Consider the following 24,653-nt stretch of genomic DNA (forward strand, 5'->3'; position numbering starts at 1 on the left):
GGGGCCGGGTCCGTGACCGGCTGACGGGGGCGTATATGTCCGCCGTATGGCGGGTTAATGACAACTGTCGCCAGAAGCTCTGTCAAGACATCGGCGTTGGTTTCTGTTTCTTTTTGACTGATCCGGACGGACAGGCGGGGCGACGAGCCGCACAGTTGACGACCAGTCACATGAATCTTTTACGTGGACCCGTTGACCAGCCGGAAGATCGGCGAGTAGAACAACCCCTGCAAGTCGCCAGAGTTCGTTACTGGTTGGTTTTGTTTGGACAGTAATACCCGGACGTCATCGGCTGCCGGCAGCGGCCAGGAGAGGTGAACACACCATGGAAACTTCCGGGCTGTCCCGACGAGGGCTCCTCAAGGGGGCGGCGGTCACCGCGGGGGGTGCGGTCCTGAGCCTCGGCAACGTGTCCGTGGCCCAGGCGGCGGACTCGTCGATCACGGCGACATCACCGGACGGCGCGAACAGGATCACGATGTCCCTGGTCGGCGGGGTGCTCCAGTGGTCGGTGAAGCGCGGCGGCACGACTGTCCTCAACCCCTCGGTACTGGGACTGGAGTTGAGCGACGGCACCCGGCTGGGTACCGGCAACGTGTCGGTGACCAACTATCAGCACTGGACCAAGGACAGCACCTGGACCCCGGTCTTCGGCCGCAACGCGACCGTCCGCGACCACTACCAGGAGATGCGCTGGAACCTCCGGGACGGCACCAGCGGCGTCAACTTCTCCGTCCAGCTGCGCGCCTACGACACCGGCGTCGCCCTGCGCTACGTCCTGCTCGACACCGGCAGCGCCACCATCTCCGACGAGCTGACCACCTGGGTCTTCCCCGACAACACCACGATCTACAGCGCTCGGGACGAGGCCGCCTACAGCGCGACAGCGCCGGAGTCCATTCCGTACACCGGCACCTCCAGCACCGACAACGGCAACCTCAGCGACCTGCCGCTGCTGGTCACCCTGGGCAGCGGGCCGTATGCCACCGTCTGCGAGTCCTCCCGGGTGAACTACCCGCGGTCGATGGTCAGTTCGGTCACGGGCGCCGACAACACGCTCAAGACGTACCTGATGAAGAAGTCCGCCCGCTCCTCCGGCACGACGCAGAACACCTCGACCGTCACCACGCCGTTCACCACACCGTGGCGCGTACTGGTGCTCGGCGACGAGGCCGGCGACCTGATCGACAACGCCGAGCTCCTGCTCAACCTGGCCCCGGCCTGCGCCCTGCCGGACACCTCCTGGATCAAGCCGGGCAAGGTGTTCCGCTGCGAACTGACCACCGCCGCCGGTACCGAGGGCGTGGACTTCGCCGTCGCACGCAACCTGGACTACATCGAGTACGACGCCGGCTGGTACGGCCCGGAGTTCACCACGACCGACGCCACCGTCGCGATATCCGCCATCGACCTGCCCTCCGTGATCGACTACGCCACGGCCAACGGCGTCGGTGTCTTCCTCTACGTCAACCGCATCGCCCTGACGGACCCGGACACCTTGTTCGCCCGCTACAAGAGCTGGGGCGTGGCCGGCATCAAACTGGGCTTCATCAACGACGGCACCCAGGCCATGACCAACCAGATCATCACCTGGGCCAAAGCCGCCGCCAAGTACGAGCTGCTGATCGACATGCACGACGACGTCCGCTCCTGGGGCTACGAGCGCACCTACCCCAATTGGATCAGCCTGGAGGGCGTCCGGGGCAACGAGCAGTTCCCGACCGCCACCAACAACATCCTCCTGCCCTTCGCCCGCAACGTCGGCGGCCCGATGGACTACACCATCTGCTACGGCCAGTCGCGCGACCTGACCACCAACAACCACCAGATGGCGATGGCCGCCGTCTACTACCAGCCGCTGAACTTCCTCTACTGGTACTCCAAGCCCTCCGCCTATGCCACCGCCGCCAACTGGCCGGGCCTGGCCTGGTTCGACGCCATCCCCACCACCTGGGACGAGAGCACCACGGTCGCGGCGTCCCTCGGCGAGTACGTCGCCGTGGCCCGCCGTAGCGGCAGCACATGGTTCCTCGGCGCGATGAACAACGAGAACGCGCGCACGGTGTCGATCCCGCTGGCCTTCCTCGACAGCGGCACGTCCTACACGGCCACGATCTACGCCGACGGCACGGCAGGCAGCACCCCGCACGCGACCCCCACCGTCGTCAGCACCCGGACGGTCACCTCCGCCACCACTCTCAACGTGACCATGACCAGCGCGGGCGGACAGGCGGTGATCCTCACGCCGGTGAGCTGACTCCGCGGGAAGCGGCCGCCGAGCCACCGGCGGCGAATCGGCCGTGCCGGCGACAACCGAACGCCACGCGCCACGCGCAACAACAAGGCCCAGGTCGTTGACCTGGGCCTTGTGGACCTCGCCACGGTGCGGCTCGTCCCTTTGAACGCCGGGATCGACCCGGGCCTGGCTCAGCGCACCGGGAAGCCGAAGGAGTAGCCCTGCTCCTTGAGCCGGGGGAGGATCCGGCGCAGGGCCTCGACGGTCTGGGAGCGGTCGCCTCCCGCGTCGTGGAAGAGGAGCGTCGGCCCGCTGGGCAGCTCCCGCTCGACGGTGGCGACGATGGCGTCCGTGCCCGGTCGCTCGAAGTCCTTGGTGTCCACGTTCCAGCCCAGCGGGCGCATGCCGCGGGAGGCGGCGAGCGTGCGGCTGTACGGGGTGAAGGCCCCGCCGGGCGCCCGGTAGTACATCGGTCGTACGCCCCCGGACGCCTCGGTGATCATGCGTTCGGCGTCGAGTATCTGCTGCGACTGATAGGCCTGGGACTTCTTGTCCATGGTGGTGTCGTGCGACACCGAGTGGTCGCACAGCCGGTGCCCGGCCGCGACCACCTTCTTCACGAGGTCCGGGTGGGCCTGCGCCTGCGTCCCCACCATGCAGAACGTGGCCTTCACCCCGTACTCCCGCAGCACGTCGAGCACTTGAGGGGTCCACACCGGGTCGGGGCCGTCGTCGACGGTGATGTTGACGCCGCGCGCCCCCTTGTCCGAGGCGTGCGCGATGGTCACCGCGACCGGCTTGACGTCACTGCCCGGCGTGGCCGACGCGGTCGCCTTCGGTGACGAGCCGCCCGCGGCATCGGCCTGCGCGGTCCACATCGAGGCACCGACGGCGAGCAACGTCACCCCGAGCGCCGCGCCGAGCACCTTGCCGTACCAGCCCCGCCCGCCGCCGTGCCGTGCCATGTCCGCCCCGCTTTCACGCAGTTCCTCGCCGATTCCCTGGTCACCTCGCGACCACCTGGCAGGACGAGGAGCGGCGGCCACAGGATGCGTCCGTTACCGATCAAGGACAATCCCGGAGTAGTTCCCGGACAACTGAGGGACCAGCGCGGGCGGAACCGGCCGCTCGGACCGATCCCGCCTCCCCCGGCGCCGGCGCGCCCACCACGGTGATCCGCCGGAGCCGACGTCCCTCAGCCGAGTCGAGTGCCGCTCACGCCGGTGAGGCCGACGAGTTGGACACCGCTCGCGCGGGGGCCGTTCGAGAGGTTTCCCACGGCGTTGGCCACTCGGGCGCCGGTCGCATCCTCGGTGTTCACTGCCTCGCAGACGGTGTCCTCGTCGTTGGATTCCAGGGCCTGCCACCACTGCTCGGCCTCGGCTGCCAACTGCTGTCGTACCTCGTTGAGTCGCGCCGTCTCCGCCGCCGGATACGCGGGAGCGTCCTGCTCCGCCCGTCCTTTGGCCGCCGCCCGCTCGCCCCGGGCCGGCCGTCGCACCCCCTGGAAGTGGAACGCCTGGGCCGCGGCGAGCGCCCGGGGCAGTCCCGACCCGGGAGCGTCCGGGATCACGGGCGGATGTGCGGCGGGGAATGACTGCGGATGGACGCTGGTCGTCTGCCGCCTCAGTTCTCGCAACTGGGCGATTGCCGCATCGCGCTCCGCCTCCTGCGGTGCCCGCTCCCGTGCGGCGAGTGGTGGTCCGACGGTCGGCCGGCGCCGAGGGAACCCGAGGCGTGGATGGGGCCGAGCCCGGTCGACACCCTGGCGCCGCCGCCGCTGCCCACGCCGAACCTTGCCGCACACGGACCGATCGAGGTCCGCACCTCTCCCCAACGGACAGTCTGCGGACTGCCGTGCGCCTCGGTCAGCACGTGATGCTTCGAGCCAGGCCGGGCACGGCGTCCATGTGAGGAGGACGGTTGCCGCCCCCTCCGAACGGGGCCATGCACCGCACCGGTACCGGAAGGACGGCCCCCGGGTGATCGGCGCCGACCCAGCGGTGCTGCGTACGGGCCTCACCGTGACCGCCCACGAGGACCACTCTCACCTTGCCCTACGCACCGAATCCCGGATCACGAGCTGAGTGCTCAACACGACGTGGTCGTCGGACGTGAACCCCACCTCGCGCTCCAGGGCGAGGCGTACGGCGGTGCGGCCCAGTTCCTCGTACGGTACGCGGACCGTGGTGAGGGCCGGGGTGAGGTCGGGGGCAAAGGGAACGTCGTCGAAGCCGACCAGGGAGACATCGCGCGGGACGTGCAGGCCGGCCTCGCGCAGGGCGGCCAGCGCCCCCAGGGCGACCATGTCGGACCCCGCGAAGACCGCCGTGAACTCTGCTCCCGCACGCAACGCCTCCCGCGTGCGCAGGTAGCCCGACTTCCGGGTGTACTCCCCGGAGGTGTCCAGTCCCTCGTCGTGGGGCGTGCTGTGGGCGCGCAAGGCGTCCTGGTAACCCAGGCGGCGCTCGTCCGCGCTGCTGAAGCCGGGGGCGCCGCCGAGGAAGAGGACGCGCCGGTGTCCGGAGGTGAGCAGGTGTGCCGTGGCCTGGAAGGCACCGCCGCGGTTGTCGTAGTCCACGACCGTCGCCGGGACGCCTTTCGGCAGGGGTGGCCGACCGCACAGCACCAGCCGGGAGCCGGCGGAGTCCAGCGCCTTTGCGTAGCCGGCCATCCGGCGGTGGTAGGCATCGTCCGGCACCGCGCCACCGACGAGGATGACCGCCGCCGCGTGCTGTTCCCGCATGAGCTGGACGAGGTCGTCCTCCCGCTTCGTGTCGCCCTTGGTGGAACAGACCAGACTCAGGCGTCCCCGGCTGCCGGCCTCCTCTTCCACTCCGGCGGCCACGTGGGCGAGGGACGGGCCGGTGATGTCCTTGATGACGAGGGCGATGGGCCCGGCGACGCGTCCGGAGAGGGCTTTGGCGTGGACGTTCACGACGTAGTGGAGGGAGTCGACGGCGGTCATGACCCGCGCCCTGGTTTCTGCGGACACCGGGTAGTTGCCCGCCAGCGTCCGGGAAACGGTTGCTACGGAGACACCGGCCTTCGCGGCGACATCGCGGATCGTGCTCGGCCGGTCGGCCGCGCTTTCCTTCCGCTTCGACTTCTTGGCACCCGGGCCGCCGTGCGCGCCTTCTTCCTCGTCCGTCACAGCCCCGACGTTACTGCATGGCCTCCGCCTTGCGAGCCCGCCGATCCGGTAAGCACTCTCCATCGGTAGTAAACGTTTTCTGGCGCGTGCCGGCACCTCCTGCCCACCGCCCGCCCACGCCGGCCCCTCGGCCTGCCCGGCCTGCCCGGCCAGCCCGGCCGGCGCGACGGCTGGATCGCTCTCGCGCTGACCCTGGAGGACGGCTCGACTCTGCTCTCCGTGTGGCGCCGCGACGGCGCGCCGGACGTGGTGACCCTCCCCCTGCCCTGGATGCCTGAAGGCCTTCGGCGGGAGCGCTGTCCCGCACTGATCACGCGGCATCGGGCCGCCGCCGCCCCTGGCCCACGACCAGGCCGGCCATGACGTTCGTCGCCGGGGCGGGGCCAGGTGAAGAGTGGCGGGCGGCGCCGAGCGGCTTCGTGTCCCGTCCGCATGCCTGCGTCGAAACCGCAAGGTCGTCGTCCGCATGTGGTGGCGCTGCTGCTCTGCTCGGTCAGGCGCTGTTGACGAGGTCGGTCCGGCGTACGGCGTGTGCGAGCGGAGCTCCCGCGCACAGCAGCGCCAGTTCGTCCACGACGGTGCGCCCGAGTCGCTCCAGTTCGTTGCCGAGCGAGCCCGCGATGTGCGGGGTGAGGAAGACGTTCGGCAGCCCGTACAGCGGTGAGTCCGCGGGCAGCGGCTCCGGTTCCGTCACGTCGAGCACCGCGCCGATCCGCCCGCCGGCCAACTCGTCCTGGAGCGCCCCAGGTTCGACAAGCGCACCTCGCGAGGTGTTGATGAAGACCGCTCCGTCGGGGATCAGCGCGAGGCGGCGGCGGTCGAGCAAACGGTAGGTCTCGGGGGTGTCGGGCGCGTGCAGGCTGACGATGTCGCTGGTCCGCAGCAACTCGTCCAGCGGCAGGGGTACGGCGCCCAACGCCGCGGCCTCGGCGTCGTCGACATAGGGGTCGTGGAGAGCGACCGTGAAGTCGAAGGGCCGCAGCAGTTCCAGGACCCGGCGGCCGACCCGGGAGGCGCCGATGATCCCGACCCGGCGGCCGAGGTTGCCGACCGCGGCACCCTCGGCGGGTGTCGGGAACCTGTGGTCGGCCCGGAACCGCTCCCGCAGGCCGAACGCGTCCTTGCCCGCGAAGAGGATCGCGGCGAGCGTGTACTCCGCGACCGGCAGCGCGTTGGCGTCGACCGCGCTGGAGACGGCGATCCCACGCTCCCAGACCACGTCGCCGACCCAGCCGCGCACGCTGCCCGCGGCGTGCAGCAGGGCCCGCAACCCGGGCACGGCCGCCAGCGTGTCGGTGTCGACGGGCGGGCAGCCCCAGCCGGTGATCAGCACGTCCGCCTCCGCCAGGATCTCGGCCACGCCTGGATCGGCGAAGTCCTGTACGACCATCGTGGGATCGATCCGGGCCAGTGACTGGAGCCGCGTCATGAGCCGGGGCGGGAAGAGCTCGGGGAGGTGCACCGGGTTCATGGCGAACACGGCGCGGGGCGGCTGCGGCATGGGCAGGCATCTCCGGCTGGGTGGGAGCATCTGTAGTAATCGTATTCCACGCTAGATACCGTCGACCGAACGGTCAATGCCGCCGGCGGCCAAGCGGGCGCAGCCTTCCTCGCTCTACCGCATCGGGAGAGCATGAAGAAGTCCCAGGTGAGCGGGTTGTGGGGTTACATCGATGAAGGCTTGACGAAACATGCGAGCCCCCTCCCCTTGTGGAAATCCGCCGATAGGTCCTACCGTCCCATAGCAAACGGTTACACAACGCGTCACCGTTCCCCCCTCCCAGCCCCACTCCAGACGCCTGCGCCCTCTCCCGCCGCAGGCGCTGTACCGCCCTTCCCGGAGGATCGATGAGCATCACCCGTACGAGAACCGTGGCCGGTGCGGCTGCCACCCTCTCCCTGTCACTCGTCCTGGCAGCCTGCGGCGGAGGTGGTGACGGCGACTCGGCGGCCAAGACCACCAAGGGCGATGTGAAGCTGGAGTTCTGGAGCTGGACCGAGGGCATCCAGGCCCAGGTCGACGCCTGGAACAAGGCGCACCCCGAGACGCAGGTCAAGTACGTCAACGCGGCCGGCGACACCGTCTACCAGAAGCTGCGCGCCGCGGTGACCTCCGGCAACGCGCCCTGTCTGTCCAAGATGGACGGGATGAACCTGGCGAACTTCGCCGCCGACGGGCTGCTGACGGACATCACCCAGGTCGCCGTCCCCTACAAGTCCCGCTACACCACGCCCGCCTGGAACGCGGTCAGCCCTGGCGGCGCCACGTACGGCATCCCCACCGGCTCCTCCCCGTTGTTCACCGCCTACCGCGCGGACCTGTTCCAGAAGTACGGGATCAAGGCGCCGAAGACCTGGCAGGACCTGATCGACGCGGGCAAGGCGGTGCAGAAGCAGGACAAGGACGTCAAGATCTACAACATGGCCGGCGAGGACCCGAGCACCCTTGTCGACCTGTCCTGGGAGGCGGGCGCGCAGTGGTACAAGATCGCCGGTGATCACTGGGAGATCGGCTTCACCTCGCCCGAGGCGCTCAAGGCCGCCGATGTCGTGCAGCAGTTGGTCGACAACGACCTTGCCTCCAACGCCTCCTATGCCGACCCGGGCGTCTTCAAGACCTGGGACCTCGGCCACACGATCGCGATGACCACGTCCACCTGGCAGTTGCCGATCTACGACACCAACTTCCCCAAGTCCAAGGGCAAGTGGCAGCTCGCGGACTCACCCGTGTTCGACCCGGCCAAGCCGCAGACCTCCAGCAACTTCGACGTGACCGCCGTACTGAAGGGCTGCAACCACCCGGACCGGGCCGCCCAGTTCGCCGCCTGGCTGTCCAGCAGCAAGGAGTCGCTGACCGCGCTCACCGACCCCGCGTCCAAGTCGGGGCTCTTCCCGGCGGTCAAGGACGTCTCCCCGTACGTCGACAAGATCATCCCGACCGAGATGTTCAACGGGAAGTCCGACAGCGCCCAGGTGATCACCACGGCAGCCTCCCGGGTCGGTGACCAGTGGCAGTACGGACCGAACTACGCGGCCATGTACTCCGAGATGCAGAAGCAGTGGGGCAAGGTCATGAAGAAGGAGCTCACCGTGAAGGAGATGCTGACGCATCTGCAGGACTGGGTGCTCGCCGACCTGAAGAGCAAGGGCGTCAAGGCCGTCGCGGCCGGCTGATCCACCTGATCTGGAGACTGCCTTGTCCACCCTCACGCGGCCGGCGAAGGCCGCCACCGACTCCCCGGCCCGGCGGACCTCCCCCCGCCGGGCCGGGAGACGGGGAGCCTACAAGGGCCTGCTGTTCATGCTGCCCTTCCTGATCGGCTTCCTCCTCACCTACGTCGTCCCGATCGGCTACGCCCTCAACCAGAGCCTGCACGAGAAGCGGAGCAGCGGCATCGGCTTCGGCCCGACCAAGGTCGTCTTCGCGGGCTTCGTCAACTTCTCGGCGATCCTCGCGGACGGCACCTTCTGGGCCGGCATGCTGCGCACCCTTCTCTTCGGAGCCGCGCAGATCACGGTGATGCTGGGCATCTCCCTGCTGCTGGCCCTGCTGCTCGACGGCATCGCGGCCCGCGCGGTGCGCTTCTTCCGCGCCGGACTGCTCATCCCGTACGTCATCCCGGGCGTGGTCTCGACGCTGATCTGGCTGTTCCTCTACAGCCCGACCGCCAGCCCGATCGTCGACATCGCGGACCGGGCCGGCACGAGCGTCACCTTCTTCGGCGGCCTGAACACCTACCTCTCGCTGGGCAACCTGCTCACCTGGCAGGGCATCGGCTTCAACATGATCCTGATCTCCGCCTCGCTGCAGGCCCTGCCCCGTGAGCTGTACGAGGCGGCCCGCCTCGACGGGGCGAAGGAATGGCGGATCGCCTGGTCGATCAAGGTGCCGAACATCACCGGCATCCTCGTGCTGACCGGCATGTTCTCCCTGATCGGCAGGCTCCAGCTGTTCACCGAGCCGCTGTTCCTGCGGTATGTGGCGCCGGAGTCCATCAGTACGGACTTCACGCCGATGCTGGAGATCTTCGACCGGGCGTTCAAGACCGGCGACTACCAGTACGCGGCCGCCGAGTCGCTGGTCCTTGCCCTCGTCACCGGCGTTCTCGCCTTCGTCTTCTACCGGGTCACGAACAGGAAGATGTCATGAGCAGCGCCACGAACGCCGCGGCCGCCCTCGGCGGTGGAGCACGACCGACCCGCCGCGCGGTGGCGCTGACCACCGGCCTGCTGATCGTCTTCCTGCTCTACTCGCTCGCCCCCACCTGGTTCCTGCTGGTCGCGTCGACCAAGAACCAGACGGATCTGTACTCCACGTTCGGCCTGTGGTTCTCCTCCAACCACCTGGCCGACAACTTCCAGGCGATCTGGGAATACCACGACGGCGTCTTCGGGCGCTGGCTCCTCAACTCCGTCTTCTACTCCACCGTCGGCGCGGCGGGGTCGACCCTGGTCTCCCTCGCCGCCGGCTACGGGCTGGCGAAGTACGAGTTCAAGGGCCGGGGCGCCCTGTTCGGCGTCATCGTCGGTGCCTCGCTGCTGCCGAGCACGCTGCTGGCCTTCCCGCTGTACCTGGTCTTCGCGGAGATCGGGCTGACGAACACCGTCTGGGCGGTGCTGATTCCGTACTTCATCAACCCGTTCGGGGTCTACCTCGGCAAGGTCTACGCCGACACCTCGGTGCCCACCGAGCTGATGGAGGCCGCCCGCATCGACGGGGCGAGCGAGACCCGGATCTTCTTCTCGGTCGCACTGCGGCTGATGCGCACCGGCGGCATCACCATCTTCATGCTCGATTTCGTCAACATCTGGAACAACTTCTTCCTCCCGCTGTTCATGCTCAACGGTGAGCGCAGCTTCCCCGTGACCCTCGGCCTCTTCTCCTGGGTCCAGCAGGCGCAGACCTCCCGCGACATGAACACCCTCGTCCTCAGCGGATCGCTGCTGTCGATCATCCCGCTGGCCGTGTTCATGTTCGCGCTCCAGAAGTACTGGCGCAGCGGAATCCTCATGGGCAGCCTCAAGTAAAGGACCGACCCGCCATGCCCAACTCCCCCAGACGTCGTGAGGTGTTGAAGTACGCCGGAACGGCCGGTGCGGCCGTGGCCGTACTCGGTCTGCCGACCGCCCCGCCGGCCGCTGCCGCGACCTCCGACGTCGCTCCCGGACGGCGTGAGCCCGCCCCACTGGACATAGTCGTCTTCGGGGACACGGACTCCGAGTCCGCGCACCAGCTCACGGCCACCCTCTCCGACACGGTCACCGGCGGCCTCGGCCAGAGCGCCCGTGTCCTCAACCCGACCAGCCCCGCGTCCTATTGGGGCGGCACGCTGAAGTTCGACGTGGCCGTCTGCCCGACCGGCACCACCTATGTCACGGTCCGCCTCTGGGGCGACGACCACGACGACACCTCCGACGAGGCCGCCGCCGGCACCAACATGTGGCGGCTCCAGCTGTTCTGCGAGGGCAAGCAGGTCGGCTACCAGGACCAGGGCGCCGTCGACAGCCTCGACATCCTCGACACCGCGCCGCGCACCCCGGGCCGCTTCTTCTTCCACACGCTGCCGCTGCCGGAGAAGATGACCGCCGGCAAGGACAAGGTGACGCTGGAGATCCGCTCGATGGGCCGTATCTGGTCCTACGGCCAGAACGCCTCCCAGCTCTACCGCACCATGACCGCGCCGTCGCGCGGCATCTACCGCCTCTACACCCACACCGACCCCTACTTCGTGCCCCCCAAGGGCGAGGTCCAGGGCCCCGCGCCCACGCCGACGGCGCGCACCGGCGGCGAAGAGATCCTGGACGCCATCGCGGCGCGGGTGCAGAAGGACCAGAAGAACCTCCTCACCACTGCCAACCCGGCCACCCTGGACGGCTGGGCCATGCAGTCGCTCGCCGAGGGCTGGCTGTGGTCGGGCAGTCCGGCGTACGGCAAGCCGGAGGCGATCGACCGCGTGCTCCAGGCGATCGACGGCCGCTACCTGGCCTGGAAGGCCGACTCCACCGTCCTGACCGGCTCCGACCAGCAGTGGCAGGGCTTCGGCCGGGTCGGCCTGGTCCTGGCCCTGCTGTGGGAGCACCTCGGCGACCGGCTGGACGAACGCGTCACCGGCTCTCCGTACGCCATCACCAACCCCGGCTTCGAATCGGGCGCCGAAACCCCCACCGCCTGGCAGATGCCCGGCTGGGCCACCGCCGGCGGCGGCACCTGGGTCCGCGACACCACCGTCTCCCGCTCCGGCTCCGCGTCCCTCAAGCTTCAGGTCACCACCGCGAGCGGCTACAGCTACGTCTACTCCGCGCCCCGAACCCGTATCGGTCAAGGCACGTACAAGTACGGCGCTTGGATCAAGGCCGACGGTGTCACCGGTGCCGGCGCCCACATCGACCCGTTGTTCTTCGACGCGAGCGGCAAGCTGGTCGGCAGCGACCACAAGGTGTACGCGAGCAAGGGAACCCACGACTGGGAATACGTCGAGTTCGTCTTCGACACCCCGACCGGCGCCACCCAGATGGAGATGCACCTGCGTCTGTCCGGCCCCGGCACCGCATGGTTCGACGACGTCACCCTCGTGCCGCCCGCCGACACGACCACCCCCGTGCCGCCGGTGCGCAAGGACGCCTACGTCGACATGCTCAAGTCCAGCCGCGACTACTGGCGCCGGCACTTCCCGCACTACAGCAACCAGGCCCAGATCTGCGCCATCGGCCTCTACCAGACCAACCGCGGCCTGAAGCTCCTCGCCCCGGACCTGGCTCTCCCCGAGGACAAGGCCCGCGACTACCTGTACCAGTCGATCGGGATGGTCCCCTACCTCGGCCCGGAGGACAAGAACGGCGAGCCGACCAAGCCCCTCGGTGACAGCTACCACCAGGTCACCAAGGCGGGCCTGACCCGCGAACTCGGCTACGTGGGCAGCTACGGCGAGGTCATCGACTGGCTGGTCATGATGTACGAGTCGGTCACGCGCGGATACCAGGGACAGGATGCCCCCGAACTGCGGGGGCACATGATCGAGATGACCAAGGCACGCGGCAGGTTCCGTGTCATCGACGTCGACAAGGACCACCACCGGATCTCGCGCATCGAGACCGTCATCGGCTGGCGCAACGAGGTGTACCCCGGCGAGACCGCCTACGCCTCCCGCACCGCCTGGGACTCCAACCCCCTCATGGCCGCCGTCGTGTTCAAGGACCCGGAGATCGTCGGCTGGACCCAGGAGATGGTCGCCGACGGCCAGCTCTACCCGCAGCTCCACCTCCAGGCCGGCCACGCCTGGACACGAGTCGGCCTGAACGCCCTGCGGTTCCTCTCCCACGACTGGCCCGAGTTCCAGTCCCTGGCCGCCCGGCCCGGCCGCATCCCGACCGGCTGGGACCAGCCCGACTTCGTCCTCACCGACGAGGAGAACGGCTGCGTCGCCGTCAAGAACGGCACGGAACTGTTCTTCGCCTCGCTCTACTTCCGCTCCCGTCAGGGCGTGAACAACTACGCCCGCATCCACCACGTCACCCCGGTCGACCAGCGCTCGGCCACCGTCCGAGAGCGCTCCGCGGGCACCACCGACAAGACCTTCACGGCCCGCGACTGGGTTCTGTGGGACTACGCCATCAACGACCCCGGGGCCGGGCACATCCCTCCGGGCGGCTTCCCGCCGCCCGGAGACACCCTCCACCAGGCCCTGGAAGGCGACGTCTACCACCTGGCCCCCGTCCCGGACGACATCCCCGACCCCACCCTCGGCGTCCACTTCGACGGCGTCGAGACCATGCTCGTCGGCCGCGCGCCCTTCTACCTGTGCGAGTACGGCGACTACCTCATCGCCATGAACACCAGCACCGACAAGACGGTCACCCTGCCCGCCCGTCAGAAGTTCGGCCCGGCCCGCGACCTCGCCACCGGCAAGACGGTCGGCGCCGGGGACCGGCCGAAGCTCGGCCCGCGCAGCACGCTCGTGCTGTACCGGGGCTGATCCGGCCAGCGGTCCGGTGCGGCACGGGGGACCGCACCGGACCGGCCACGCACCCCCACCCCCTCCCTCCATCGCCCCGCCCCCCATCCCCATCCTCATCCCCCCACTTCCGCACTCAATGTCGAGTGAAGGGAACCCCATGACGAACAGTCATCCCCGGCGCCGCTTCCTCCAGATCACGGCGGTCGGTGCCGGTCTCGCAGGTGCCGCCTCGCTGTACGGAGCGAACCAGGCGGGCGCCGTCACCTCGGGCCTGACCGCCCTGACCCACCCCGGCGTGCTGCACAGCCGCGCCGACCTCGACCGGATGCGCTCCAAGGTCGCGGCAGGCGCCGAACCCTGGCTGAGCGGCTACAACGTCTTCAAGGCCGACCCCTTCTCCAGCTCCTCGTACGTCATGGCGGGCGGCCGGGCCACGGTCACCCGCGACCCCGCCGGGGACCCCGGCAACACAGAGCTCTGGCGGGACTGCAACGCCGCGTACCAGAACGCCGTCATGTGGTACATCACCCGCGACACCGCCCACGCCACCAAGGCCCTGCAGATCATCAAGTCCTGGACCAACGCGCTGGAGGAAATCAACGGCAAGGACGCCGAACTGGCCGCCGGGATCTACGGCGCCAAACTGGCCACCGCCGTCGAGATCATGCACTACACCGGCCCGTCGGGCAGCTGGTCGATGTCCGAACTCGCCGCCACCGTCGCGATGTTCAAGAACATCTTCGTCCCGCTCATCAACATCTACGGCGACGGCGGCTATGGCCTGATGGGCCTCAAGGGCATGATGCAGATCGCCGTGGCCTGCAACGACCTCGCCCGGTTCGACGACGCGTACAACGCCTTCATGACGCACACCTGCTGCGGGCTGACCAAGCTGATCCGGTCCGGCTCCGGTCAGTGCTGTGAGTCCGGCCGCGACCAGGCGCACACCCAGCTGATCCTCGGCTCACTGGCGGAGATCTGCCAGGCCGGGTGGGTGCAGGGCCTCGACATGTTCGGGGCGTCCGACTCCCTGCTGCTGTCCGGGTACGAGTACACGGCGAAGTACAACCTCGGAAACACCGTCCCGTACGACGCCACGTTCGGGCGGTGCAGCACGAAGTGGCCCAGTCTCTCTGCCCGCGGCTCGTTCCGGAACATCTACGAGATCGCGTACAACCACTACGTGAAACGTGCCGGCAAGTCCGCCCCGTACACCGCGCAGGTGGCGGGCCGACTGCGGCCGGAGGGCGACGGGACCCAGTGTGACCATCCCGGCTTCGGCACCCTGCTGTTCACCCTCTGACTTCGCGTACGCGATCTACCAGGAGGAGAGCGTCTGATGGACCGCGTCTCGCTCTTCCACACCGACCTCGGCCCGCCGAGTGCCCCCACGCTGCTTCTGGTGCACGGCTGGGGCGGGGACGGCAGGGAGTGGTCACCCCACGCGGAGGAGCTGGCCGGGAGGTTCCGGATCGTCGTACCGGATCTGCGCGGGCACGGCCGCTCCCCGGTGCCGGGCGAGGGCAACACGCCGGTGGAGATGGCAGACGACCTCGCGGCTCTCCTGACCTTCTCGACAACCGGTCCGGTGGTCGCCGTGGGGCACTCCATGGGCGGGCAGGTGGTGAATCTGCTGGCCGTACGCCATCCCACTCTCGTCCGCTCGGTGGTCGCCCTCGACCCCGCCCACGGCGCGCACGGCGCAGAGGTGGACGGGATCCCGGCGCGGCTCGCCGCGTACCGGGAACGCGGGGCCCGCGAGGCCGCCGAGTTCGTGGCCGGGGCCTTCGCCCCGGACGCCCCACCGGGCCTGCGCACCGCCCATGTCCGCACCATGCTGGGTACGCCCGACCACGTCATCGCCCAGGCGTACGCCGGCATGTACACCGACCCGGGCGCGGTCGGTATCCGTCCCCACAGCCAGGAGTACCTCCGCCGACGCACCCGACCAGCGCTCACGGTGTGGACCTCGCAGGAAGCGGCGACCTGGGAACGCGACACACTGCATGTGCCGGGCTCCCGCGTGGAGTACTGGCCGGACTCCGGGCACTACCTGCACGAGGAGCACGTCGATCGGGCGATCCGGCTGGTGACCGAGTGGGCGGAGACGACTGTCGTGGCGGACCGGCCGACGACGTGACGTGCCGCCCGTCGCCGCTGCGGCCTCCGTCACGGCAAACGATCCCGCCACCAGCCCGTCGCCACGAGGGAGCGCACTCCCCGACCGGAGGTGGAGCCCGCTCCACCAGAGGTGGCGAGCCGCGCACGCTGGTCCCGGCCAGGCGCTCCAGTGGTACGGCCCCGACTGCCCCTTTGGGGCACAGCGACCGTCGGGCCACATCGACGGTGGCGCCCGCACGTTCACCTTCGGCCGCCGACTCGACGTCCGCACCATCCGTTCAGCCGACTTCAACGACAGCCAGGAACTGACCGAACGACCCGTTGCCGCCCTCACACCCCGCTCCTGCGCGAGCGCCCGGACGAAGTCCTCGTGGCCCGACCCGACGTCACCCCGCTGAACGGCGCGGATCACAGCGCCGGCTCAGGCAGACGCAGCGGACAGCAGCCGCAGTTCCGATTCGTCGAGAATGAGACCGGTGAAGGCGAGCAGGCCGGAGAGCTGTGACACGCTGCGGGCGCTCGCGATGGGGGTCGCGACCGTGGGCTGTGCCGCGAGCCAGGCGAGCGCCACCGCTCCGGCATCGGTTCCGTGTGCCTGCGCCACTCTGTCGAGTACTGCCAGTACCCGCGCGCCCCGAGGCGCCTCCAGGTAGGGGGCCACTTCCTGCGCGCGCGGTCCGTCCAGCGGCGTTCCCGGCCGGTACTTGCCGGTCAGAAAGCCTGAGGCCAGGGCATAGTACGGAGCGGACGACAGCCCGTGCGCGGCGACAACGGCGGCCAACGGACCTTCGTACAGGCCGCGTTCCATGAGGTTGTAGTGCTGTTGAAGCACGACGTACTTCGCCAGCCCGTCGCGCTCCGAGGCCTTCAGCGCCTCCGCGAGCCGTTCAACGGAGATGTTGGATGCGCCGATATGCCGCACCTTGCCCTCGCGGATCAGCTCGTCCAGGACCCCGAGGAATTCTTCCACCGGTATCTCCGGCTGGTCGAAATGGGTGTAGTAGAGGTCGATGTAGTCGGTCTGGAGGCGCCGCAGCGACTGCTCTATCGCTCCCCTGATGCCCTGGGGAGAGAGCCCCTTGAACTTGGGGTGCGCGCCCACTTTGGTCGCGATGACGAGACGGCTTCGATGGCCACGAGACCTCAGCCACTGCCCGATGATGGTCTCCGACTCGCCGCCGGAGTTGCCCGGCATCCAGGCGGAGTAACAATCCGCGGTGTCGATGAAGTCGCCGCCCGCCTCGACGTAGGCATCGAGTACGGCGAAGGAGGACTCCCGGTCCGCTGTCCAGCCGAAGACGTTGCCACCGAGAGCCAGGGCAAAGACATCGAGATCAGAGGTGCCTATACGAACCATTCTCAGACAGTCCTCACCGCGTCGCGAGACGGGGGCCCGAGCACCTTCCAAAGGCCCGGCAGACTCAGGCCGTCGACGATGACGCCGTCGTGCATCATGGCGAGGACGTCGGTCTTCGAGAACCAGCGGACCTCCTGCACCTCGTTGATGCTGGCTTCGTCACCGCTGTCGGACACGTCATGGGCGGCGAAGATGAGGAACTCCTGATCGCTGCACCCGTAGGTGGGATAGAAGCGGCACAGGGGAGTGACGCCGCCCGCGGAGTGTCCTGTCTCCTCCCTGAGCTCTCTGAGAGCCGCCTCCTCCGGGCTCTCCTCAGGGTCGATGCCACCGGAGGGGATGGCCCAGCTCTCCTCGTCGACGATCAACCGGTACTGGCGCACCAGCAGAATGTGGTCCTCGCGGGTGGCCACCACTCCTACGGACCGGAACGGCACATGGACCGAGTAGTACTGTCCCGGCGAACCATCCGGGAACGTCACGTGACGCTTCCATACTTCGAACCACTGATTGGCGTACTCGACGGACGGCTCGGTCGCCGTCCAACCGGCTTTGAGGGATCTCATCACCGGACAACCTCCACGACGACAAGCCACAGTTCGGTGGCGCCGCACCGCAGGCCGTGAGTGCCCCCCGCGGCGTTGCGGATCACATCGCCAGGACTGACCGGCTCCTCCTTCCCGTCCAATTGCATGACACCCTCGCCGCGGACGACCACATAAATCTCCTCACTGTCGGCCGCGTGCGTGTGCAAGCCGATGTACGATTCGGGCGGCATTTTCACCAGGTCGACAAACCGGATGTTGCTCTCCGCTGCCAGCGGGTCGTAGCGGACTCCGAATATGTCGGTATCAGACCCCCAGGAACGCCGTACCTCCCACTGTGACTCTTCGAACCGGTGGATCTGAGCAGTCTCAGGCATCTTGCTCTCCGTTCTCTGCGGTGAACTCGTCCCACAGCGTTTTGGCGATCGCCTCTGCGGCGTTTCCGGGGCATATCGGGTCCTGCTCGAGGCAGGCCTTCAAAGACTCCGGAGAAGGAGTCAAAACGGCATGCATAACGGCATGCTCGTGATCTCCGAACCGGCTCGTCCAGGCAGCGACTCCCGGCGGCACAGGGGGGTTCTGATACGGCACGACCCGCCCCTTGGCGACGACGCACAACCGCTCTCTCGAGATCTCCTCACCAGGGAGGTTGAGGACGCCCTTGAAATCGCCGAAACCCAGCAATGCGCCCGTCAACGGCACGACGGCCTTCTCGTACCACGGAGTCTCGCGCTCACGCAATGCCGACGGGAAGACTTGCGGCGCTGCGGCCAGCTGCTGGAGCGCACGATCCGAGATGTCGGCCAGATGTCGCGCGCGACCCGATTCCCTGAACGAATTTCCCTTGACAACCTTGTGATATGCCATGGGCATGGCGTCCAGGTCAGCGAATTCCTGTGCGTCGACCCAGTCAAGGGGCTTCGCTCGCAGAGCCTGCGCCATCTTCCCGTGCAGGCTCATGCCACCGATGTTGATCCCATACAGGAATCCCCGGTGGTTCAGGCCCGTGTACGCGTAGGAAATATTGCGGGCCGGAACGGCCGCGAGGGTCGCGATGGATTCGAGCGCATGTATCGGCAGATCGCAGATGCCGATCACTCTGTCGCCCAGACGCCGGGCGAGGATCTGCGTGGTCACCGAGAGCGGGTTGGTCATGGGCACAATCCACGCGGAGGGATTGTGCGCCGCGATCCGGTCGGTCAGGTCAAGGGTGCTCCGCCGCAGGCGCAGCGCGGCCCTGAGGCCGGTGGGCCCGAGAGACTCGTCAGCCGGCACGCCCCACTGGGCGCCGAACTCCTCGTCAGAGGCTCTTCCCTGCAGGCCGCCGAAGCGCGCTTGATGGATGATCAGGTCAGCTCCGGCAACGGCATCCTCGAAGGAAGCCGAGGCCCGCACCTGCCAGCCAGGGCAGTCGCTCCACGCCGCGGCCGCGTACCGCGCGACGAGCTCGGTGTTGTGGCTGCGCCTGCCTGTCAGCCGCACGTCCAACTGCTCCAGGCCCGCCCACTGCCGGGCCATCTCGTGGATCAGGTTGATCGTGAAGGGCGTGCCACCTCCGATGACAGCGATATCAGGCATGACGGACACCGCTCAGCGAGGAGAACCGCTGGGCCAGGTACCAGGCGTTACCCGCGAGCCCGGGCTGCTCATGGTCCAGCAGACCGATCATCGCGTCCCAGTCCTGGTCGAGCCAGTGGCAGTGGTTCCGGGCATGGCGGGCGAGAATGCGGCAGTATTCCTCGCCCAACGCCATGGCGAACCCGCCCATGATCGGGAAATCAGTGGTTCCGGCAGCGGCATGAACAGTCGCCAGGATCCGGCCGAGCGGCTGGGCGGTGGCATCGATCAGGCGCATCGTCCAGGGGTCTTCGGCATGAAACGCGGCAACGATGTCGTAGGTGGTCAGGCCTTCGACCGATATCCCCTGGGCGTGCAGCCATGAGGTGCGGAAAGCCTGCGGGTCCTGTCGTATCCGGCGTCGCGCCATCTCCAAGGTCCCTCGCCCGGAGCAGATCGCCCCCAAGTGCGCGCTCCCTCCGCATTCGCAGTCCACACCGGCGAACTCCTCATCGGGCAGGCGGAGATGACCGATCTCACCGCCGTAGGCGCCACCGACGGGCACGGCGTCGGTGAACAACTGGGCGCCGATCCCCGAACTGACGGTGGTCAGGAGGAAGTCACGCCGTCCCTGGGCGACCAGGTGATAGCCGGCAGCGGCTACATCGTTGACGATGAATATCTCCGTGCCGCTCCATGCCTTGTGCAGTGCGGTCAGGAGGGACGGGCCGAGGACCTGTTCCTGCCACACCGTCGGTGCGTTCAGCGGTACTCCATCCGCCCGCACAGGACCGGGGAAAGCGAGAGAAAGCGCTCGGACATCGTTGCCATCGCCGCAGAGCCGGCTACTCATGTCCGACATGGAGCTGACGAGAGCGGGAATCAGCTGGTCGTCGGGAGTCCCGTCGGCCACGCTCGGAGTGTCCCCCACCGTGGTGCTCACGATGTCGCCGGCAGCGTCGACAGCTGCCGCACGCAGCGATGTACCACCGAGATCGAAAACTATCCCCAGCACGGGATGTGAGTGGCCGGTCAACGGTTGCTCTCCTCCTTCAGGCACAGGTCCCTCGCCGCGATCCATTCGGTGACCGTGCTGTCCTCGATGAAAACGGCCTGCCCGATGGAATGGGGTACCGGGATGTGCTGCATGCCGTTGCGGTGACGAATCGCCTCTGCCAGCGAGGAGGCAATCACAGGCTCGGTGAAATACTGATGGACCGTCGGAAGTCCGGACTGCCGGAGCGTGCGAACGATTCTCTCGAACTCTTCCCAGCTGAGCAGTTCTCGGTTGTAGGAAAATGCCGCACAGAGCGCCATGTCGCAGGCCACTGATTCGCCATGCAGCATATCCTCGGCACCGAGTTCAAGCGCAGGACTGAACGTGTGCCCGAAGTCAACGGGGCGACGCAGGTCGTGCTCCCAGAGGTTGGGAGCGAGCTCTTCGAGCATTCCGGACACCGCGGCTACACAGACTGATTCCAGCTGAGGATGGCTGACAAAGCCCGCGCAGCCGTTCTCCGTGATGGTTCCCTCCAGCAGGGCGAACAGCTCACGGTCGCGAACGATTGCCAATTTGATGATCTCGGCGACTCCGTTTCGGATGTGCCGCGTATCCAGGGTGGGGAGGAACTCAGGAGGCAGGAAGGCACGGTCAGGAGCCCAGTAAGTACCCAGCCGGTTCTTGTGGCGGCCGGCGTTGACTCCGGTCTTCACTCCGATGCCGGCGTCGATCAGGCCCACCAGGGTCGTCGGTATCCGAATGTAGGGCATGCCACGCCGGTAGATGCTCGCGAGGAACCCCACGACGTCGAGCAGGACCCCTCCGCCGATCGCCACGAGGGGGTCGGTGCGCCGACGGATGGGAAGAGCGTCAAGAGCCGCCGCCAGTTCCTCGACTGCGGTGAGACCTTTCTTCGACTCGTCGAGATCCCTTACCAGATAGTGGGGAGCGATTTCCTGCGAGCGGAAGTAGTCGCGTATCTTCGCTCCATGATGGGAGTCCACTGTCCTGTCGATGATCACGACTGGCGTGTTTCCCCCGTAGGAGCGCAGTGCGTCCCCGAGCACGGAGTTGTGCGGTTCGAGCAGGTTGGGCTGCCACACGACCTCGTAGCAACGCTCGTGGGCGGCCGGAATGGCCCAGCGATGTTCGCATCGCTCGTCAACGGGCTCATTGACCTGAAGGGTCACTGGGTTCCTCTCCTCAACGAGTTTGAGCGGACGGTTCGTCCGGTGCCGGCGTACGCCAGGCGTCCAGGCCCGAATCGGGTATCACTGCTTCGCCGTCCAGGTGTCCCTGACAGAAGTGGCCCGCGATCGCCACTGCGTCATCGCGGCCGAGTTCGATCCCTGTCTGCCGCACCAGATCGAGCACCTCCCTCCAGTCGATCGACGAGCCGTCCTTCATCGCCGAGACCAGTTCGGTGAGTCGGCGGGCAGATGCTGTGGCCGGTGCGGCGCCCAGGAAGTCCTGCAACCTGCTGATCGCCGCTGACAGTGCGAAGTCGGCGCGACCTGGCTCTTGCAGCTCCACGCACACCTTGCGCACGTCCTCTGTGCCGTCGTGAGAACGCCCCAAGGAACCAAGAATGCGCAACCGGTCCTCCCGGTCGAAGAAGACCCCCATCTCCCGTATCACGTCGGCTGGTTCGTCCGACACGTGGATGTAGGTGACGACCGAGAGCTGGGTCGGACCGGCCAGAGAGCGCAGTTGATGGGGAAGGCGCTTCTCCGGTGGGGTCGCACCCTTAATCTCGTTGAGCAGAACGGTGGCAGGCAGGGCTGGGTCTGGATCGGTCCGTTCCAGCATCACGTAGAGACCGGTTTCGTCCTGCAGGAGGAGGTCCATCACATCTATACGGTCCCGATGCGCGATATTGAGCTGATATCGCCACGTCTCGCGAATCACGTGACGAGTGAAGGTGAAGGGGAGCGCGACCACCGGTCGGAATCCATGGTCGGCTGCCGCCGCAATGAGAAGCTCCGCGTTACCCGCCTGCAGACCATCGGAGCGGATCACCAGGGGGGCCGCATTCCACAACAGCGCTGCAGATTCCCGCGGGCTGCCGCCGGTGAAATTCAGAAGGTCCTCCCAGACATCCCTGTAGTAGGGGTCCACGGAGAAAAGGTCAAGCTTCTCTCGAACCCTGGACAGGGCATCGGCCGGTTCCATGGCAAGTCTACGCATAAGAGGACTTTCGGATGGTCGAATAGGGGGCGCCCAGGCAGGAACGACGACCTTGCTATGTGTGAACGAGCCCGAGGATTTCTTCGACGAGGCTTTGTGTGCGCTGCGGAGAACGGGACTCCACGTTGAGTCGCAGTACCGGCTCTGTATTGGACGGACGGAGGTTGAACCAAGAGTCGTCGGTGAAATAGACACTGAGCCCGTCCACGTGATCTGCTGCGTGATCGCCGTAGTGAGCCTGCACCTTGGGCAGCACCACGTTGCCGTCCCTGCCTTCGATGCTTATTTCTCCGGATGGGAAATATGTGCGGTACGGTGCAAGAATTCGTGACAGCGGTTGGTCGTGCCTGCTCATCCCAGCCAGCACGTGAAGGGCGGCCAGCACTCCTGAGTCTGCGTTCCAGAACTCACTGAAGTAGTAGTGACCGGCATGCTCGCCGCCGAAGACGGCGTGCTCGCGTGCCATCAACTCCTTCATGAACGAATGGCCTGCCGGCCCGCGTACGACCCGGCCTTGCTTGGCGCTGACGGCCTCGCGTACCGCATGCGAGGCAATCGCGTTCGTGGCGATGACGGCGCCTGGCCGAGTGTTCAGACAGAGCGATCCCAGCCACGCCATGAGAGTCGATGCCGAGACCGGCATACCCTGCTCGTCCACTACAAAACACCGATCGGCGTCACCATCGAAGGCGAATCCCACATCTGCTCCGGTCTCCACGACACGTGTGCATAGCGCCTGGATGTTCTCCGGGACCAGTGGATTTGCCTCGTGATTGGGGAACGTTCCGTCCAGTTCGAAGAAGAGCTGATCCCATTCCAGTGAATTCGCTGCGCGGAAGGCGGGATCGAAGGCTGCGGGAACGGAAAGCCCTGCCATTCCGTTCCCCGCGTCGAAGACGGCCTTCAGCGGCCGGCTACCGATCTCGGGGGCCACTTCGCGCAGGTGCCTGCCAAAGCCGGCGGAGACGTCGACGTGGTACGTATGTCCCGTTGCCCCGCCGGGCGATGGAAGACTGTGCAAGAGCAGGTTCCGCAGCAAGTCGAGACCGGAGTCCTGGCCAAAGGGACCCGCCTTGGCCCGACAGAACTTGACCCCGTTATATACGGCAGGATTATGGCTGGCTGTGATCATCGCGCCGGGCAGGGACATGGCCCCGGACGCGTAGTACAGCATGTCCACTGAAACCAGTCCGATGTCGACGACATCGGCTCCCTGTGAGCGCGCACCCGCAGAAAACGCGGAGGCCAGGGCAGGAGAGGTCGCACGCATATCCCGGCCGACCAGTACACGTTCTGCCGACATGACGGCCACAAAGGCGGCCCCGATGCGCTCCATCTCGGGTTCGTCGAGTTCGTCAGGTATCAGAGCGCGGATGTCGTACGCCTTGATGTAGGAATCCGGCCGTTTCTCCATCTCATTCCTTCCTGCTCTCGGTCAACCGGCCAGAACACTCAGAACTTCGTCTCGGCTGCGCGGATCCAGCATGTCCGCATTGATGACGAAGAGGCGGCTGCCGTGTACGAGTTCACTCAGATGGTTTCTCATCTGCTCGCATGTATGAGTGAACGCGGCGATTTCTCCATCGAAGTAGGCAAGGAGATCGTCCTTGAGCCCGTATGCCGTCACAGCCCAGCCGAACTGCTCAATGAATGGCTCGAACCGGCTGGGCGAAACCTGCTGAATTCCCTGCGGCCTGTCCGGCTGGTAGTTGACGATGCACAGGTTCCGGACGCGCCCCGACGCGCTTGTCTTGTCGAATACCTGCGTAGGGTCGAGCCGATACTCGCCCGGCTCGAGGTGTGGCGGGAGCTTGTGCTCGAGAATCAGACTGGAAAAGCACAGATCGTCGCGCACTCGCATGACCGAAGGAACACCATACACAGTATTTCCGCGGGCCAGTGCATGTGTATTTGTGAGGTATCTCATCCCCGAAAGACAGGCCTGGGTGAGGAGAACGCTCTTGCCACCCCCGCCACGGCCGAACAGCAGAGTGGCCTGGTCGCTATCGTCGGTGAAGCCGGCTGCTTTCAAATGCAAAGCCCCGGTCTCGGCTCCCCAGACCGTAAGAAGGTATTTGACGACATACGGCCAGACGATCTTCTCCAGCTTCCGTCCGAAGATCGCCAGATGTCGGCCTCGGCTGATGATCCAGGCCGGCTTCCCAAAATGATGGGTCAGGTAATATCCCGTGCGAAACCGCTGTCCTCTGTAGGTGGTGTCGGCGAGTGAGTCGAGCTGTTCCGTTTCTACGGTAGTCGCGTCGAGGTCGATGCAGTCGACGCGAAATTTTTCCGTGCCGACCTGCTCGTGGCTCTGTGCAACAAAATAGCGTGTTGCCTGGTGCTCTGGAACGTTGAATCTCAGGTCCACCAGCAGGCCGTGCCAGTTGAGTTGAGTGGCGTGCTGCTGCATCCCGTGGTCATGGATCAGTTTGTCGATGTCGTCCACGTGTGCCGTCCGTGCTCTGCTCGGATAAAGGCGCTATGACGCCATAACGGATCGCTTACATTACGGAACTGGTGACTGCCAAAGATGTTCTG

The 24,653-nt window shown here is 67.0% G+C and carries 21 protein-coding genes; 8 read left to right on the forward strand and 13 right to left on the reverse strand.

What is annotated here, in order from left to right:
- Nucleotides 1-275 (forward strand): hypothetical protein (locus tag ADK57_RS51395; protein ID WP_234390409.1); only part of this gene is annotated, 275 nt, incomplete at its 5' end.
- A gap of 50 nt (nt 276-325) precedes the next feature.
- Complete coding sequence (locus tag ADK57_RS25050; RefSeq protein ID WP_053751806.1) at nt 326-2,257, forward strand: glycoside hydrolase family 97 protein; 1,932 nt, start codon at nt 326-328, stop codon at nt 2,255-2,257.
- Between the two features lie 170 nt (nt 2,258-2,427).
- Here the strand turns inward: ADK57_RS25050 and ADK57_RS25055 are convergent, their stop codons facing one another.
- The 4 genes from ADK57_RS25055 to ADK57_RS25070 all read right to left on the reverse strand — a co-directional run bounded on the left by ADK57_RS25055 (nt 2,428) and on the right by ADK57_RS25070 (nt 6,891).
- Nucleotides 2,428-3,201, reverse strand: coding sequence for a polysaccharide deacetylase family protein (locus ADK57_RS25055; RefSeq protein WP_053751807.1), 774 nt, complete (start codon nt 3,199-3,201; stop codon nt 2,428-2,430).
- 230 nt (nt 3,202-3,431) lie between these two features.
- Nucleotides 3,432-3,809 carry a hypothetical protein gene (locus ADK57_RS25060; RefSeq protein ID WP_159050135.1) on the reverse strand — a complete coding sequence of 126 codons (378 nt, stop codon included), beginning with the start codon at nt 3,807-3,809 and terminating at the stop codon, nt 3,432-3,434.
- Nucleotides 3,810-4,283: 474 nt separating this feature from the next.
- A complete protein-coding gene (locus ADK57_RS25065; RefSeq protein ID WP_420711894.1) occupies nt 4,284-5,390 on the reverse strand; it encodes a LacI family DNA-binding transcriptional regulator in 1,107 nt (368 codons plus the stop codon).
- Between the two features lie 493 nt (nt 5,391-5,883).
- On the reverse strand, nt 5,884-6,891 hold the full coding sequence (locus ADK57_RS25070; RefSeq protein ID WP_053751809.1) for a hydroxyacid dehydrogenase: 1,008 nt from the start codon (nt 6,889-6,891) through the stop codon (nt 5,884-5,886).
- Between the two features lie 347 nt (nt 6,892-7,238).
- Here ADK57_RS25070 and ADK57_RS25075 point away from each other — a divergent pair, with 347 nt between their 5' ends.
- From ADK57_RS25075 to ADK57_RS25100, 6 genes are all read left to right on the forward strand, one after another.
- The gene (locus ADK57_RS25075) at nt 7,239-8,564 is read left to right on the forward strand and encodes an ABC transporter substrate-binding protein (protein ID WP_053751810.1); all 1,326 of its coding nucleotides are present in this window, start codon (nt 7,239-7,241) and stop codon (nt 8,562-8,564) included.
- A gap of 22 nt (nt 8,565-8,586) precedes the next feature.
- A complete protein-coding gene (locus ADK57_RS25080) occupies nt 8,587-9,540 on the forward strand; it encodes a carbohydrate ABC transporter permease (RefSeq protein WP_053751811.1) in 954 nt (317 codons plus the stop codon).
- Nucleotides 9,537-10,418, forward strand: coding sequence for a carbohydrate ABC transporter permease (locus tag ADK57_RS25085; protein WP_053751812.1), 882 nt, complete (start codon nt 9,537-9,539; stop codon nt 10,416-10,418). Before ADK57_RS25080 ends, ADK57_RS25085 begins: the two co-directional genes overlap by 4 nt.
- Before the next feature lie 14 nt (nt 10,419-10,432).
- A complete protein-coding gene (locus tag ADK57_RS25090) occupies nt 10,433-13,363 on the forward strand; it encodes a hypothetical protein (protein ID WP_053751813.1) in 2,931 nt (976 codons plus the stop codon).
- A 139-nt stretch (nt 13,364-13,502) separates the two neighbouring features.
- Entirely contained in the window at nt 13,503-14,648 is a 1,146-nt protein-coding gene (locus ADK57_RS25095) for an alginate lyase family protein (protein ID WP_234390410.1), read from the forward strand.
- A gap of 36 nt (nt 14,649-14,684) precedes the next feature.
- A complete protein-coding gene (locus ADK57_RS25100) occupies nt 14,685-15,485 on the forward strand; it encodes an alpha/beta fold hydrolase (protein ID WP_053751815.1) in 801 nt (266 codons plus the stop codon).
- A gap of 402 nt (nt 15,486-15,887) precedes the next feature.
- Here the strand turns inward: ADK57_RS25100 and ADK57_RS25105 are convergent, their stop codons facing one another.
- From ADK57_RS25105 to ADK57_RS25145, 9 genes are all read right to left on the reverse strand, one after another.
- Nucleotides 15,888-16,823: an aldo/keto reductase gene (locus tag ADK57_RS25105; RefSeq protein ID WP_053751816.1), complete on the reverse strand. Its 936-nt coding sequence runs from the start codon at nt 16,821-16,823 to the stop codon at nt 15,888-15,890.
- A 2-nt stretch (nt 16,824-16,825) separates the two neighbouring features.
- A complete protein-coding gene (locus ADK57_RS25110; protein ID WP_234390411.1) occupies nt 16,826-17,305 on the reverse strand; it encodes an NUDIX domain-containing protein in 480 nt (159 codons plus the stop codon).
- Nucleotides 17,306-17,388: 83 nt separating this feature from the next.
- Nucleotides 17,389-17,745 (reverse strand): cupin domain-containing protein, encoded by a 357-nt coding sequence (locus tag ADK57_RS25115; RefSeq protein WP_053751818.1) that lies wholly within the window; start codon nt 17,743-17,745, stop codon nt 17,389-17,391.
- Nucleotides 17,738-18,946 carry a hypothetical protein gene (locus ADK57_RS25120; protein ID WP_053751819.1) on the reverse strand — a complete coding sequence of 403 codons (1,209 nt, stop codon included), beginning with the start codon at nt 18,944-18,946 and terminating at the stop codon, nt 17,738-17,740. Before ADK57_RS25120 ends, ADK57_RS25115 begins: the two co-directional genes overlap by 8 nt.
- The gene (locus ADK57_RS25125) at nt 18,939-19,961 is read right to left on the reverse strand and encodes an ROK family protein (protein ID WP_159050137.1); all 1,023 of its coding nucleotides are present in this window, start codon (nt 19,959-19,961) and stop codon (nt 18,939-18,941) included. Before ADK57_RS25125 ends, ADK57_RS25120 begins: the two co-directional genes overlap by 8 nt.
- Nucleotides 19,958-21,115, reverse strand: coding sequence for a sedoheptulose 7-phosphate cyclase (locus tag ADK57_RS25130; RefSeq protein ID WP_053751821.1), 1,158 nt, complete (start codon nt 21,113-21,115; stop codon nt 19,958-19,960). The genes ADK57_RS25125 and ADK57_RS25130 overlap by 4 nt, the downstream gene beginning before the upstream one ends.
- Nucleotides 21,116-21,128: 13 nt before the next feature.
- On the reverse strand, nt 21,129-22,097 hold the full coding sequence (locus ADK57_RS25135; RefSeq protein WP_053751822.1) for a nucleoside-diphosphate kinase: 969 nt from the start codon (nt 22,095-22,097) through the stop codon (nt 21,129-21,131).
- 70 nt (nt 22,098-22,167) lie between these two features.
- Nucleotides 22,168-23,526 carry a hypothetical protein gene (gene manB / locus ADK57_RS25140; RefSeq protein ID WP_053751823.1) on the reverse strand — a complete coding sequence of 453 codons (1,359 nt, stop codon included), beginning with the start codon at nt 23,524-23,526 and terminating at the stop codon, nt 22,168-22,170.
- A 21-nt stretch (nt 23,527-23,547) separates the two neighbouring features.
- Entirely contained in the window at nt 23,548-24,561 is a 1,014-nt protein-coding gene (locus ADK57_RS25145; protein ID WP_053751824.1) for a hypothetical protein, read from the reverse strand.
- Nucleotides 24,562-24,653 lie beyond the last annotated feature (92 nt).

This window comes from Streptomyces sp. MMG1533, from assembly GCF_001279775.1.
Lineage (GTDB): Bacteria > Actinomycetota > Actinomycetes > Streptomycetales > Streptomycetaceae > Streptomyces.

Excerpts from the sequence above, each read along its gene's own strand:
- ADK57_RS25135 (WP_053751822.1), bottom strand. The coding sequence starts at position 22,097 with ATGGAACCGGCCGATGCCCTGTCCAGGGTTCGAGAGAAGCTTGACCTT.
- ADK57_RS25090 (WP_053751813.1), top strand. The coding sequence starts at position 10,433 with ATGCCCAACTCCCCCAGACGTCGTGAGGTGTTGAAGTACGCCGGAACG.
- ADK57_RS25095 (WP_234390410.1), top strand. The coding sequence starts at position 13,503 with ATGACGAACAGTCATCCCCGGCGCCGCTTCCTCCAGATCACGGCGGTC.
- manB (WP_053751823.1), bottom strand. The coding sequence starts at position 23,526 with ATGGAGAAACGGCCGGATTCCTACATCAAGGCGTACGACATCCGCGCT.
- ADK57_RS25100 (WP_053751815.1), top strand. The coding sequence starts at position 14,685 with ATGGACCGCGTCTCGCTCTTCCACACCGACCTCGGCCCGCCGAGTGCC.
- ADK57_RS25050 (WP_053751806.1), top strand. The coding sequence starts at position 326 with ATGGAAACTTCCGGGCTGTCCCGACGAGGGCTCCTCAAGGGGGCGGCG.
- ADK57_RS25120 (WP_053751819.1), bottom strand. The coding sequence starts at position 18,946 with ATGCCTGATATCGCTGTCATCGGAGGTGGCACGCCCTTCACGATCAAC.
- ADK57_RS25085 (WP_053751812.1), top strand. The coding sequence starts at position 9,537 with ATGAGCAGCGCCACGAACGCCGCGGCCGCCCTCGGCGGTGGAGCACGA.
- ADK57_RS25055 (WP_053751807.1), bottom strand. The coding sequence starts at position 3,201 with ATGGCACGGCACGGCGGCGGGCGGGGCTGGTACGGCAAGGTGCTCGGC.
- ADK57_RS25115 (WP_053751818.1), bottom strand. The coding sequence starts at position 17,745 with ATGCCTGAGACTGCTCAGATCCACCGGTTCGAAGAGTCACAGTGGGAG.
- ADK57_RS25105 (WP_053751816.1), bottom strand. The coding sequence starts at position 16,823 with ATGGTTCGTATAGGCACCTCTGATCTCGATGTCTTTGCCCTGGCTCTC.
- ADK57_RS25075 (WP_053751810.1), top strand. The coding sequence starts at position 7,239 with ATGAGCATCACCCGTACGAGAACCGTGGCCGGTGCGGCTGCCACCCTC.
- ADK57_RS25070 (WP_053751809.1), bottom strand. The coding sequence starts at position 6,891 with ATGCCGCAGCCGCCCCGCGCCGTGTTCGCCATGAACCCGGTGCACCTC.